This is a genomic window from Chryseobacterium gotjawalense (genome assembly GCF_030012525.1).
Taxonomy (GTDB): Bacteria; Bacteroidota; Bacteroidia; order Flavobacteriales; family Weeksellaceae; genus Kaistella; species Kaistella gotjawalense.
The window spans coordinates 1306400-1319877 of sequence record NZ_CP124855.1; the positions used below are offsets into that span (position 1 = coordinate 1306400).

17 protein-coding genes are annotated in these 13478 nt (G+C 38.6%); 16 read left to right on the forward strand and 1 reads right to left on the reverse strand.

Annotated features, from left to right (window positions below; translation table 11 throughout):
- The first annotated feature begins 3 nt into the window (after window positions 1–3).
- From QGN23_RS05940 to QGN23_RS05950, 3 genes are read left to right on the forward strand one after another with little or no spacing between them, the layout of a single operon-like run.
- Window positions 4–594 carry a hypothetical protein gene (locus QGN23_RS05940; RefSeq protein ID WP_282906078.1) on the forward strand — a complete coding sequence of 197 codons (591 nt, stop codon included), beginning with the start codon at window positions 4–6 and terminating at the stop codon, window positions 592–594.
- Window positions 595–649: 55 nt separating this feature from the next.
- Window positions 650–1672, forward strand: coding sequence for a bifunctional diaminohydroxyphosphoribosylaminopyrimidine deaminase/5-amino-6-(5-phosphoribosylamino)uracil reductase RibD (gene ribD, locus QGN23_RS05945; RefSeq protein WP_282906079.1), 1023 nt, complete (start codon window positions 650–652; stop codon window positions 1670–1672).
- A gap of 2 nt (window positions 1673–1674) precedes the next feature.
- The gene (locus tag QGN23_RS05950) at window positions 1675–2283 is read left to right on the forward strand and encodes an IMPACT family protein (protein ID WP_282906080.1); all 609 of its coding nucleotides are present in this window, start codon (window positions 1675–1677) and stop codon (window positions 2281–2283) included.
- A gap of 107 nt (window positions 2284–2390) precedes the next feature.
- On the opposite strand, the gene QGN23_RS05955 is transcribed toward QGN23_RS05950, so the two are convergent.
- The gene (locus QGN23_RS05955) at window positions 2391–3098 is read right to left on the reverse strand and encodes a zinc metallopeptidase (protein ID WP_282906081.1); all 708 of its coding nucleotides are present in this window, start codon (window positions 3096–3098) and stop codon (window positions 2391–2393) included.
- A gap of 110 nt (window positions 3099–3208) precedes the next feature.
- Between QGN23_RS05955 and QGN23_RS05960 the strand changes: the two genes are divergently transcribed.
- From QGN23_RS05960 to QGN23_RS06020, 13 genes are all read left to right on the forward strand, one after another.
- On the forward strand, window positions 3209–4348 hold the full coding sequence (locus QGN23_RS05960) for a GTP cyclohydrolase (RefSeq protein WP_282906082.1): 1140 nt from the start codon (window positions 3209–3211) through the stop codon (window positions 4346–4348).
- A 7-nt stretch (window positions 4349–4355) separates the two neighbouring features.
- Window positions 4356–4544: a hypothetical protein gene (locus QGN23_RS05965; protein WP_133438510.1), complete on the forward strand. Its 189-nt coding sequence runs from the start codon at window positions 4356–4358 to the stop codon at window positions 4542–4544.
- A gap of 115 nt (window positions 4545–4659) precedes the next feature.
- On the forward strand, window positions 4660–5031 hold the full coding sequence (locus QGN23_RS05970) for an NADH-quinone oxidoreductase subunit A (protein WP_133438511.1): 372 nt from the start codon (window positions 4660–4662) through the stop codon (window positions 5029–5031).
- A 43-nt stretch (window positions 5032–5074) separates the two neighbouring features.
- Entirely contained in the window at window positions 5075–5632 is a 558-nt protein-coding gene (locus QGN23_RS05975) for an NADH-quinone oxidoreductase subunit B (RefSeq protein ID WP_282906083.1), read from the forward strand.
- Window positions 5633–5637: 5 nt separating this feature from the next.
- Window positions 5638–6132, forward strand: a complete 495-nt coding sequence (locus QGN23_RS05980) for an NADH-quinone oxidoreductase subunit C (protein WP_282906084.1) — start codon at window positions 5638–5640, stop codon at window positions 6130–6132.
- A gap of 42 nt (window positions 6133–6174) precedes the next feature.
- Complete coding sequence (locus QGN23_RS05985; protein ID WP_282906085.1) at window positions 6175–7398, forward strand: NADH-quinone oxidoreductase subunit D; 1224 nt, start codon at window positions 6175–6177, stop codon at window positions 7396–7398.
- Window positions 7399–7535: 137 nt separating this feature from the next.
- Window positions 7536–8045 carry an NADH-quinone oxidoreductase subunit NuoE family protein gene (locus QGN23_RS05990; protein ID WP_282906086.1) on the forward strand — a complete coding sequence of 170 codons (510 nt, stop codon included), beginning with the start codon at window positions 7536–7538 and terminating at the stop codon, window positions 8043–8045.
- Window positions 8046–8057: 12 nt separating this feature from the next.
- A complete protein-coding gene (gene nuoF / locus QGN23_RS05995; protein ID WP_282906087.1) occupies window positions 8058–9413 on the forward strand; it encodes an NADH-quinone oxidoreductase subunit NuoF in 1356 nt (451 codons plus the stop codon).
- A 47-nt stretch (window positions 9414–9460) separates the two neighbouring features.
- Window positions 9461–10291: a hypothetical protein gene (locus QGN23_RS06000; RefSeq protein ID WP_282906088.1), complete on the forward strand. Its 831-nt coding sequence runs from the start codon at window positions 9461–9463 to the stop codon at window positions 10289–10291.
- Window positions 10292–10313: 22 nt separating this feature from the next.
- Complete coding sequence (locus QGN23_RS06005; protein WP_282906089.1) at window positions 10314–11312, forward strand: 2Fe-2S iron-sulfur cluster-binding protein; 999 nt, start codon at window positions 10314–10316, stop codon at window positions 11310–11312.
- A gap of 2 nt (window positions 11313–11314) precedes the next feature.
- Window positions 11315–12376 carry an NADH-quinone oxidoreductase subunit NuoH gene (gene nuoH / locus QGN23_RS06010; RefSeq protein ID WP_282906090.1) on the forward strand — a complete coding sequence of 354 codons (1062 nt, stop codon included), beginning with the start codon at window positions 11315–11317 and terminating at the stop codon, window positions 12374–12376.
- Window positions 12377–12430: 54 nt separating this feature from the next.
- Window positions 12431–12979, forward strand: coding sequence for a NuoI/complex I 23 kDa subunit family protein (locus QGN23_RS06015; protein WP_133438520.1), 549 nt, complete (start codon window positions 12431–12433; stop codon window positions 12977–12979).
- 1 nt (window position 12980) lies between these two features.
- Window positions 12981–13475, forward strand: a complete 495-nt coding sequence (locus tag QGN23_RS06020; RefSeq protein ID WP_282906091.1) for an NADH-quinone oxidoreductase subunit J family protein — start codon at window positions 12981–12983, stop codon at window positions 13473–13475.
- Window positions 13476–13478: the final 3 nt, after the last annotated feature.

The following is a 13478-nucleotide window of genomic DNA, read 5'->3' on the forward strand; positions in this document are numbered from 1 at the left end:
GTCATGTTAAAAAAAATATTCTTCCTCCTTTTCCTCAGCACTTTATCTTTTGCTAAAGCACAGGACAGCGTACCGGATTTATTATCGATCCCAGGTCCGATCGAATATGATGGGACAGAATATTTTTTATCCTGGAGCAAACCAATGTCGAAAACCCTTTATCGACAGCAGTATTTACCCAGTGATGAGCGAATTGAAGACTTCACTCAACTCCTCGATTTTTCCTATTTCACCAAAGAAATAGAAATGGACTTAGCGGTCCGTCAAAAAGTTGAGGGAATCCAGCAAAGAGCAAAATCAGATAAATTTGCAAAAGTGAATATAGTTGAAAGTCCCGATGGTAAGGAATATATCGTCGATTATTTCATTTCTGAAAGTCCGGAAAAAGGCAGTTCTTTTATCGAGTATAATGTCTACCGTTTTAAAAAGTATGACAACGGAACCTCAAAAAGCTTCCTTATTTTATCTCATGCAAAAAGAATGTACGGCGACCTAAAATCTGCCGCGAAATCTCTGGCGAGACAAAGGGACCATCTCATTGCCACGATGATTGAGTTCAAGATTCCGGAAATAAAAGTTGTTGCTAAAAATTAATCTTTAATGATAATCAATAAAACACCCGGCAACCGTTGGGTGTTTTTTAATTCAGATGAACCACGAAATTTACATGCGGCGCTGCATCAATCTCGCCCAAAAAGCTTTAGGACAAACCTATCCAAATCCTTTGGTGGGTTGCGTAATTGTATATAATAACGAAATTATCGGCGAGGGATTTCATGAAAAGGCAGGTTGTGCTCACGCTGAAATCAATGCAATTAATTCTGTCAAAAACACAGCATTATTAAAGGAATCTACGATCTATGTTTCGCTGGAACCCTGCGCACATTTTGGAAAAACACCTCCATGTGCCAACAAAATTGTAGAAATCGCTTTCAAAAAGGTGGTCATCGGAACTTTGGATGCTCATGATAAAGTGAATGGAAAAGGAAAACAGATTATAGAAGACGCAGGAATTGAAGTTATTTCCGGAATCCTGGAAAAAGAATGTCAGGAACTGAACAGACGGTTTTTTACTTTCCATCAAAAACGGAGACCTTATCTTATTTTGAAATGGGCCGAATCTGGCGATGGATTTTTAGATCAGGATTTTAGACCGACTCAAATCGGTAATGCTTTGACCAGGCAATTTGTTCATCAGTTGAGGAGTCAGGAACATGCGATTTTAGTGGGAACAAATACGGCTTTGACAGACAATCCAAGTTTGACAACCAGAGAAATTGTGGGAAGAAATCCGGTGAGAATATTAATCGATTTTGATTTAAAAGTTCCTACCCATTTTAATTTATACAATGACGAAGCGGAAACACTGGTTTTCAATGCTGTGAAAAATTCAGTTGAAAGAAATATTACTTTTATTAAAATTGAAAAACAAAATTTCTTAGAAACGTTAATGGAAAAATTATTTGAACAGCAAATTCAATCGGTTATCATTGAGGGCGGGAGTTTTACTTTGCAACAGTTTATCGGCCAAAATCTTTGGGATGAAGCCATTATCATTAAAAATGAAAATCTGCATTTACTTCATGGAACAAAAGCACCGGAATTTGATTTTGAAAAGTTGGAAACAAAACAATTTCGGGACAATAGAATTGAATTCTATAAAAATTCTTAACCATGGAATTTTCATTTGACACCATAAAATCGCCGGTCGAAAACATCCTTATTAAAGAAAAAGGAAGCAAATTCATTGGTTTTGCTTTTCCCGTAGAAAATGAAAAGGAAGTAAAAGAGGCTTTGGCGAGAGTTAAGGAAGCACATCCAAAGGCAACCCATCACTGCTACGCTTTCCGTTTGGGAATAAATGGTGAAAATTACCGTGCAAACGATGACGGCGAACCTTCCGGCAGCGCAGGATTACCGATTTACAATCAGTTGCTGGCGCATAATATTACCCAGGTCCTGCTGATCGTGGTAAGATATTATGGCGGAACAAAATTAGGCGTTTCGGGTTTGGTTAAAACGTATAAAGAATCGGCTAAATTCACGTTGGAATCCTGCGAACTGATTACCAAAGAATTACAGTCTGAAATAGAAATTCAGTTTGAATTCGACCAGCAAAATGTGATTTTCACTTTATTAAATAAATTCGGTGCAAAAATAATTGATTTTAAAACAGAAGAAAAATGCACTATTTCCGCCCAACTCAAAACTTCTGAAAAAGAAAACATCTCAGAGCAGTTGTCTGAGATGCAAAATATTTCGTTTGAATTTGTGGATTCTTAGGAATAAACTCTTCCTAAATTAAATTCCATAGCGTAAATCCCTATCATCCATAAAATCATTCCTCTGGTAATTGGTTCTTTTTACTTAGCCTTTTTTACCTGGCTCTTTTAATCCCTCCTTCCCATTAGTAGTGATGCCCAGTATAAGAGTTGTGCCAATGAACCCAATGCTGCAACCACATATGTTCTAGCCGCCCAGGTCAGGGAATCTTTTACCCCTACATATTCTTCTGAAGTCACCGTTCCGGTATCTTTCAACCATTTCATCGCCCGGTTACTTGCATCGTATTCCACAGGCAAAGTCACAAAGGCAAAAAGAGTGGTTACTGCAAACATGGCTACCCCAATAGCAAGAACGGTGGTATTCCCATTTGGATTTTGGATGGTTCTGGTGGCGCCCATCAAGACGATCCCACCGATTAATACAAACTGCATTAAATTAGAACTGATGTTGACCATCGGAACCAATTTTGACCGTAACTGCAACATAGAATATCCCACAGCATGCTGAACAGCGTGACCGCATTCGTGTGCCGCAACTGCCGCTGCTGCTGCATTTCTCTGCATATAAACCCCTTCTGATAAATTTACTGTTTTGTTTGCCGGATTATAATGATCCGTCAATTGTCCCGGAACTGAAATTACTTTAACATCATTGATGCCGTTATCTCTCAACATTTTTTCGGCGACTTCTTTTCCGGACATCCCGTTGCGCAAATGTACTTGCGAATAATGTTCGAATTTTGCTTTTAATCTGGATGAAACCAACCAACTTACCAACATTGAAATCCCAATAATTACATAATACCCTGTCATTTTTTCTTTTTTTATCTAAATTTAATAATCGACTATCTAGCAATAAAAAACGTGCCAAAGTTTTTAGTTTTGGCCGAATGATTTATCTTTGTTTTCTCAAACTAAAACTGATGAATGTGATTACGATTCTTGAAGTAAAAACCGATGCTGATTTAAAAAATTTCATCAAATTTCCGATGGAACTCTACAAAAGTAATGAAAATTACGTTCCGCCCTTAATCAATGACGAAAAAAACATCTGGAATCCCAGGGAAAATGCGGCTTTGGATTATTCAGAATTCAAAAAATATCTGACTTACAAAGACGGAAAAGTGGTGGGCAGAATTGCGGTGATGATTAATCATAAAGAAGTCAATGAATTAAAAATCAATAAAGTAAGATTCGGATGGTTAGATTTTATCGATGATATTGAGGTTTCAAAAGCGCTGATTGAGAAAGCCATTGATTATGCCAGAGAAAAAGGCATGTCTAAAATCGAAGGACCGATGGGTTTTACCAATTTAGACAAAGCCGGCATGCTGACCATGGGATTTGATAAGATCGCTACGATGATTGGCTTATATAACTTCGAATATTATCCACAACATTTAGAAAAATTAGGTTTAGTTAAAGAAAAAGAATGGGTAGAATTTGAACTGGATTTTCCGGAAGTTCTGTCAGAAAAAGTGCAGAAATTCAGTAATCTAATCGCTGAGAAATATAAATTGAGAGTACTGCAGTTTAATAATAAGAAAGAAATACTTCCTTATGTGGAACCCATGTTCAGACTGCTGGATGAAACCTACAAAACCCTCTCAACCTACACTCCTATTACAGATGAGCAAATAAAAACCTACCAGGAAAAATATTTTGGTTTTATTGACAAAGATTACATTGTTTGTATCGTCGATGAACACAACGAACTTATTTCCTTTGCGATTACAATGCCTTCTTATTCGAAAGCTTTGCAGAAAGCCAACGGTAAATTATTTCCTTTTGGTTGGTACCATTTTTTACAGGCGGGCAAAAAGAACCTGCGTGCTAATTTTTATCTCATCGGAATTCATCCGGATTATCAAAGAAGAGGCGTAACTTCAATTATATTTAAAGAAATTTGGCGTAATTTCAGTAAAAAAGGGGTTAAAATCCTTGAAACGAACCCCGAACTCGAAGAAAATAAAAGTGTACAGGTTCTCTGGCAGGATTACAATCCTGTAAATCACAAACGCCGCAGAACTTATTCAATGGAAATTGGCAACGAAAAACAATAAGACGAAAATGAAGAAACAACTCTACATCTACATGGCGATGATCATCGCATTCATCGTCTACAACCAGTTTTTTCAGGTCAAAGACGCCCGGCTTAATGAAGCGATCAACATTATTTTTGCCAGTTTTCTTTTTCTGTATATCGGGTATTTGGCGTATCTGGTCCTGAAAAGGATAAAAGATACCGGCAAAAAATAAATTATATGCTTGTCATACATTTAAATTTGTTTGGTAACAACGATATTTAAGGGTTATAATTTTTTCTATTATACTTAATTCCTTAAATTTGCATGATTAAGAAAATAATGACAAGATGAATCTCCCCGAAAATTATATCCCGATTATTCTTCAGATTGCGGTTGGTGCTGGTTTCGTTTTACTCTCTATCTTAGGAACTCATTTTTTAGGACCAAGACAAAAATCGACGTCTACCAAAAAGAATGAAAGTTTCGAATGTGGTGTAGAAGTAGAAGGAAATGCAAGAACGCCGTTTTCTGTAAAGTATTTTTTAACAGCAGTACTTTTTGTACTGTTCGATATCGAGATCGTCTTTTTTTACCCTTATGCGGTTAACATCCGTGAATTCGGTGTCGAAGGTTTCTTCGCAGTACTTACCTTTATCTCTGTATTTTTCATCGCTTTCGTTTATGTATGGAAACGCGGCGCACTGGATTGGGATAAATAACAGTCTGAAAATTTGAATTTTTAGTAACTTTAAGAAAATTAAAATGTCTGATAATAAACCAGTAATAAGAATGGATGCGGAAGCTCCGGAAGGTTTTGAAGGAGAAGGTTTTTTCGCCACCAAACTCAGCAGTGTGATTGGGATGGCAAGAAAATTCTCGCTTTGGCCATTGCCTTTTGCAACTTCATGCTGTGGAATTGAATTCATGGCTACGCTAAATCCAACTTTTGATGCTTCAAGATTTGGTATGGAAAGAAACTCTTTCTCGCCAAGACAGGCAGATATGTTAATGGTTTGTGGAACCATTTCAAAAAAATTAGGACCTGTTTTAAAACAGGTATATACCCAAATGGCTGAGCCAAAATGGGTGATCGCTGTGGGTGCCTGTGCCTCAAGCGGTGGGATTTTCGATTCTTATTCTGTATTGCAGGGAATTGACAGAATAATCCCGGTAGATGTATATGTCCCTGGCTGCCCGCCAAGACCTGAACAAATCATTGAAGGCGTCATGCAGGTACAAGCCCTTTGCGAAAGTGAAAGCATCCGCAGGAGAGATTTGCCGGAATACCAACAATTATTAGCCTCTTACGACATAAACTAATGGAAATGACGAATGAATTTGTTTTAGAAGCAATTACCAGAGAGTTTCCAGAATCCGTACTGTCTCATGATACCCCTTACGATTTTTTAACTTTAGAAATAAAGAAAGAAGATATCAAAAAGGTAATTCATCATCTAAAGGATTCTTCTCTTCAAATCAATTTCCTGACTGATATTTGCGGTATTCACTACCCTGAAACTCCCGAAAAAGAAATTGGTGTGATTTATCATCTTCATAATATGATGACTAATTTCAGAATACGCCTGAAAACATTCATGACCAGAGAAAATGCAGAAGTAGATTCTATGACAGATCTCTACGCAGGTGCCAACTGGATGGAAAGAGAAACTTTTGATTTCTACGGAATTAAATTTAAAGGACATCCGGATTTAAGAGTCATCCTGAATATGGAAGATTTAGGCTATCATCCCATGCTAAAGGAATATCGTTTAGAAGATGGAACCAGAACCGACAAAGACGATAAAATGTTCGGAAGATAATTAGTTGAAAGGGAAATCCTTTTAACTTAAAGTCAAATAATTATGAAAGACAACGCACTCTCAAATATACTGAACCAGCACGATTCTAAGGAACAGATTGACGGACAATTATACACCTTGAATCTCGGTCCAACTCACCCGGCGACCCACGGAATTTTCCAAAACGTCCTTACCATGGATGGTGAAAGAATTTTGCACGCCGAACAAACCGTAGGATACATTCACCGTGCTTTTGAAAAAATTTCTGAAAGAAGAAACTTCACACAGATTACAACATTAACCGACCGGATGAATTATTGTTCGGCTCCTATTAATAATATAGGATGGCACTTAACAGTTGAAAAACTCTTAGGTTGCGAAATTCCTAAACGTGTAGACTATATGCGGGTGATTATGATGGAGTTGGCCAGAATTTCAGATCACCTGATCTGCAACGGAGTTATTGCGATGGATGCTGGTGCAATTACAGGATTAACTTATCTTTTCCAGGAAAGAGAGAAAATCTACGAAATGTACGAAGAAGTATGTGGAGCAAGATTGACGACCAACATGGGTAGAATTGGAGGTTTTGAAAGAGATTTCTCTCCGAAGTTCCATGAACTTTTGAAAACCTTCCTGAAAAAATTCCCGGTTGTATGGCAGGACTTCTGTTCTCTGAATGAGAGAAACAGAATCTTCATGGACAGAACCATTAACGCCGGACCAATTTCTGCGGAAAGAGCTTTAAGTTATGGCTTCACCGGTCCAAATCTACGGGCAACAGGCGTGGATTATGATGTACGGGTTGCCCAACCCTACTGTTCTTATGAAGATTTCGATTTCATAATTCCCGTTGGAACTTCCGGAGATACTTACGACCGATTCATGGTTCGTCAGCAGGAAGTTTGGGAAAGTCTAAAGATCATCGAACAGGCCTACACCAATTTACCGGAAGGACCTTTCCATGCTGATCTTCCAGAGTTTTACCTACCGGAAAAAGCAGATGTGTATAACAATATGGAAGCTTTGATTTACCACTTTAAAATCGTGATGGCAGAAACAGAAGTTCCAAAAGGTGAAGTTTACAGTTGTGTAGAAGGTGGAAATGGTGAATTAGGATTTTACCTCGTAAGCGATGGTGGAAGAACTCCTTACCGACTTCACTTTAGAAGACCTTGCTTTATTTATTATCAGGCCTATCCGGAGATGATACAGGGCAGTTTGATTTCTGATGCGATTGTTACTTTATGCAGCATGAACGTAATTGCAGGAGAATTAGACGCGTAAAATTGAGTATTAAGAGAAAAGAAAATAGATGAAAGATGAAAAACTTTTCAACTTTTATCATTAAAAAAATTAAATAGAATACGGAACAATTTTAGAGTTTTTACTCTTTGTTCTTTGTTCTTTAATCTATCAAAATAATGAGCGAAACGATTGCTTTTAAACCTGAAACCTTGGCTCAGGTCGATAAAATTACCGCACGATATCCAGCAGAAAGAAAAAAATCAGCGTTAATTCCGGTGCTTCATTTGGCACAAAAGGAATTTGGTGGCTGGCTGCAGGTTCCAGTAATGGATTATGTTGCAGAACTCTTAGAAATCAAACCTATCGAGGTTTATGAAGTAGCGACGTTCTACAGCATGTTCAACATGAAACCTGTAGGAAAATACGTTTTAGAAGTTTGTCAAACGGGACCGTGTATGTTAAACGGTAGCGATGAAATCATTCAACATATTAAAGAAACATTGCACATCAATGCCGGAGAAACTTCTGCCGATGGACTGTTTACTTTAAAAACAGTAGAATGTCTCGGTGCTTGCGGCTACGCTCCGATGATGCAACTCGGGAAATTTTATCATGAACATTTAACAAAAGAAAAAGTAAACGAAATCCTTGAGCTGTGCAGACAGGGAACGCTTGCTTTGGATTAATTTATAAGAATAATGAGTAAAAAACTTTTACTTAAAGACGCCCATATAGAAGGAATCCGCACTTACGAAGTTTACCGCAAACAAGGTGGCTACGAAGGGGTGGAAAAAGCTTTCAAAATGGCTCCCGACGCCATTACCGAAGAAGTGAAAACTTCTGGACTCAGAGGTCGTGGTGGCGCAGGATTTCCCACAGGAATGAAATGGAGTTTCCTGGCAAAACCAGAAGGCGTGCCAAGATATTTGGTGGTCAATGCAGATGAATCTGAACCGGGAACTTTCAAAGACCGGTATTTGATGGAACATATTCCCCATCTTTTAATCGAAGGAATGATCATTTCCTCTTTCGCTTTAGGAGCGCATACTGCCTATATTTATATTCGTGGTGAGTTCGCCTGGATTCCGGATATTCTGGAACAGGCAATCGAAGAAGCCAGAGCTGCTGGATTCTTAGGCAAAAATATTTTAGGAACTGGTTTCGATTTGGAAATTTATGTTCACCGCGGTGCTGGTGCTTATATCTGTGGTGAGGAAACTGCCCTTTTAGAATCTCTGGAAGGAAAAAGAGGAAATCCCCGTTTGAAACCACCCTTTCCAGCGGTCAAAGGACTTTGGGAATCACCAACAGTTGTAAACAATGTAGAAACAATTGCGGCAGTTGTTCCAATTATCAATATCACCGGAGCAGAATATGCGAAGATTGGTGTTGGCCGTTCGACAGGTACGAAATTAATTTCTGCTTGTGGGAACATCAATAAGCCTGGAGTTTACGAAATCGACATGACCATTACCGTAGAAGAATTCATTTATTCTGACGAATATTGCGGCGGTATTCCAAACGGCAAAAGATTAAAAGCATGTATCCCTGGCGGTAGTTCTGTGCCGATTGTCCCAGCAAATTTATTGCTGAAAACCATCAATGGTGAACCAAGACTCATGAATTATGAATCCCTTTCAGACGGTGGTTTTGCTACCGGAACAATGATGGGATCAGGCGGATTTATCGTTTTAGATGAAGATCAGTCTGTCGTTAAACACACCATGACTTTAGCCCATTTCTATGCGCATGAAAGCTGTGGCCAATGTACGCCTTGTAGAGAAGGAACGCCTTGGTTGTATAAGATTTTGAAAAAAATACACAGCGGTGCAGGAACGTTGGCAGATATTGATCTGCTATGGGATGTTCAAAGAAAAATCGAAGGAAATACAATTTGTCCGCTTGGTGATGCTGCCGCTTGGCCAGTTGCTGCAGCGATACGTCATTTCCGTGATGAGTTTGAGTGGTATATCGATAATCCGGAATCTCAAACCAGAAATTATGGTTTGGCCAATTACGCTGACCCAATTCCGGTGGCCGCAAAAGCAGAGTAAAAAGAAGTTTTATTAAGAAGATATAAAGAGTGCACACTCTTTAAAACATGAAGAAAGTAGTAGTTTTAGCAGCGGTATTTTTAGGATCTGGTTTTGGCTTTGGTCAGGATATAACCCCTAAAAATGAACCATTGACCAAAAAAGGTCAAATGTTCGTTTTTTACGGTTGGAACAGAGGTGCTTTTAGCAATTCTGATATTCACTTTAAAGGAAATGGATACGATTTTCAGTTGAATAATGTAGCCGCGGCAGACAGACCTACGAAATTTGGATTGGTTTATTTTGATCCGGTCTGGTTTACGGTAACACAGTATAATTTCAGAATAGGATATTTTATCAAAGATAATTTAGCTTTAGTTTTGGGAATCGACCACATGAAATATGTGATGGACCAAAATCAAACGGTTAATTTTTCAGGAACAATCAGCGATCCAAAATATGCAGCTTATGTGCAAAACGGACAGGTGAATTTAGCAGATGAAAACTTCCTCACTTTCGAGCATACCGACGGATTGAATTATGAAAACCTGGGTTTGGAAAAATATCAAAATCTCATTAATAAAGACAAAATAGATTTGGTTTGGTCTTACGGTGCAGGTATTGGAGTGATGTTTCCAAAGAGTAATGTAAAATTATTCGGGAACGAAAGAAGCGACCGTTTTCACATTGCAGGAATGGGAACCGATCTGAGAACAAGTTTGAATTTAGTCTTCTGGAAACACTGGATAGCCAGAGTTGAAGCAAAAGCTGGGTACATCAATATGTGGGACATCAAAACGACTCTAAATAATAAACCTGACAAAGCGACCCAGGATTTTGTTTTCGGACAGATTAATGCAGGGATAGGATACACTTTTAATACAAGAAAAAATAATTAATTCATTTTTGAATTCATCCATAATGAGCGAAGAAGTTAAAAAATTCAAAATAACCATCGATGGTCAAACTACCGAAGTTTTGCCTGGCACTTCTATTCTGGAAGCCGCGAGACAAATCGGCGGTAAATCGGTACCACCGGCAATGTGTTATTACAAACCGCTGGAATCTAGCGGCGGTAGATGTAGAACCTGTCTGGTAGAAGTATCTAAAGGATCTGACGCTGATTCACGACCGATGCCGAAATTAGTAGCGAGTTGCAGAACAAGCGTGATGGACGGAATGGAAGTGAAAAACCTCACCTCCGAAAAAACGCAGGAAGCCAGAAAAGCCGTAACAGAATTTCTACTGATCAATCACCCGCTGGATTGCCCTATCTGTGATCAGGCAGGAGAATGTCATTTACAGGATTTAGGTTACGAACATGGTTTAGAAAGAACAAGAACAGAATTCGAAAGAAGGACTTTTGAGCCGGAAGATATCGGTCCAAATATTAAGTTGAACATGAACCGGTGCATCCTGTGTGCAAGATGCGTTTTGGTGGCCAATCAATTGACCGAAAACAGAGAACACGGTATTTTGTTCCGGGGAGAACACGCAGAGATTTCGACCAATCTGAACAAGGCTTTAGAAAATGATTTCATTGGAAATGTCATTGATGTTTGTCCCGTTGGTGCTTTAACCGACAGAACGGCAAGGTTCGCAAGCAGAGTTTGGTTTACCAAACCAATGAATGCCACTTGCGAATGTTCAAAATGTGCAGGTAAAGCAGTCGTTTGGATGAAAGGCGAGGAAGTGATCAGGGTAACTGCCAGAAAAGACCAGTACGATGAAGTACAGGACTGGATCTGCGACGACTGTAGATTCCACAAAAAAGATTTGAAATACTGGACGATTGAAAGACCACGTCATATCGATCGTCATTCGGTAATCTCTTTGAACCATTACGAAAAACCTAAAAATATGATCAGTCTTTTGGATAATCCGGATGCAAAAGAACTGAGCGATAAAGACGAGAAATAATTATGGAGTTAATTACTTTTAAAATAATATTAGTTGTTACACTTTTCGCTGTATCCTTAGGTGTTGCGGCCTATTCTACATGGGGCGAAAGAAAAGTGGCGGCGATTCTTCAAGACAGAATTGGTCCTAACAGAGCCGGTCCATTCGGGATTTTGCAACCATTAGCCGATGGTGGAAAACTCTTCTTCAAAGAAGGATTTGTACCACAGGGAGCCGATCGGTTTTTATTCTATGTCGGTCCTGCATTAACCATGTTTATTTCCCTGATTACCGGAGCAGTGATTCCGTGGGGGAAATCTTTGAATATTGGTGGGAATTCTTTTTACATTCAGGTGGCCAATATCGATGTAGGGGTTTTGTACTTGATAGCAATGGTTTCCATCGGAGTTTACGGAATGATGATTGGAGGTTGGGCTTCGAATAATAAATACTCGCTGATCGGTGCAATCCGTGCTTCATCGCAAATGATTTCTTACGAACTGGCAATGGGTCTCTCTCTTCTTTCTATTATATTAATGGCCGGAAGTTTAGATTTACATTTCATCACTTCTTCACAAGGTGAAGGTAAAATATGGGGTTTTATTCCGGCAGACGGAATGAACTGGAATATCTTTTATCAGCCTTTAGCATTTATCATCTTCTTCGTTGCAGCGATGGCAGAAACAAACCGTCACCCTTTTGATTTACCGGAATGTGAATCCGAGCTGGTGAATGGTTATATGACCGAATATTCCTCCATGAACTTCGGGCAGTATATGTTCGGTGAATATGTCAACATGTTTATCTCCAATGCTTTAATTGTAACTTTATTTTTCGGTGGATTTAATTATCCTGGAATCAACTGGGTTTCTGAAAACTGGGGTGAAAATATTGCCGGAACATTAAGTATTTTCGCAATGTTAGCGAAAGTAGTATTTGGAATTTTAGTCTTTATGTGGATCCGTTGGACCATCCCAAGATTCAGATATGACCAATTGATGCATTTGGGTTGGAAAACATTAATCCCTTTAGCATTAGTGAATTTAGTGATTACTGCAGCAGTGATTGTTTTCTTCGCCCATTAATTAAAAATAGAAGTTTTAATGCAACACTGAAAAGTGGCGCTAAAACCCATTAATATGAAACTGACAAACAGATCAAAAGTAGTCTCGAACAAAGAGATGACTTTTATGGAAAAATTATACCTCCCGGAAATTTTCAAGGGAATGGCAATTACGTTGAAGCACGCGATAGCAGGACCGAAAGGTAAAGTTTATTCTTACCCTGAAGTTCAAAAACCAAGAACTAAAATCTGGCGCGGACTTCATGTCTTAAAACGTGATGAAGAAGGCAGAGAAAGATGTACCGCTTGTGGACTTTGCGCAGTGACTTGTCCTGCAGAAGCAATTACCATGACGGGTGCAGAACGGACCAAAGACGAACAACATCTCTATCGTGAAGAAAAATACGCGTCGGTTTATGAAATCAATATGCTGAGATGTATTTTCTGTGGTCTTTGTGAAGAGGCTTGTCCGAAATCAGCTATTTATTTAACAGACCGTTTGGTAGATGTAGAAACCAACCGCGGAAGTTTCATTTATGGTAAAGATAAATTGGTGGAAAAAATCAACGAAAGAATTGATATTACGGAGCGTCAAAGTGAATTGCAAAAAAAATCAGTAAAATAGTATGGAACAGATCATATTTTTCTTCGTGGCATTTTTGGCGTTGGCAAGCGGATTTTATTTTGTTTTTGCAAGAAACGCCATTTACTCTATTTTGTCACTCATCGTTACTTTCTTTTCGATTGCAGCCTTATATATTTTACTCAACGCACAGTTCCTGGGAATTGTACAGATCATAGTTTATGCAGGTGCGATCATGGTTCTGTTCCTCTATATCTTAATGATGCTGAACCTGAATAAAGAAGATGAAAGTAAAAAGAAAAACCTTCCCAAATTCATCGGTGTATTTTCCGCAGGATTATTATTGGTAGGAATTTTAGGAGCATTCAAAGGTTTGAACCAAAAAACATTTGCAGGAAATATCGATTCGTCGGTTGGTTTAACTAAAAACCTTGGCCGGTTATTGTTTAACGAATATGTTTTGCCGTTTGAGTTGGCCTCAATCCTTATTCTTGCCGGAATTGTAGGAGCAGTTTTAATTGGTAAAAAAGATTTATAGAGT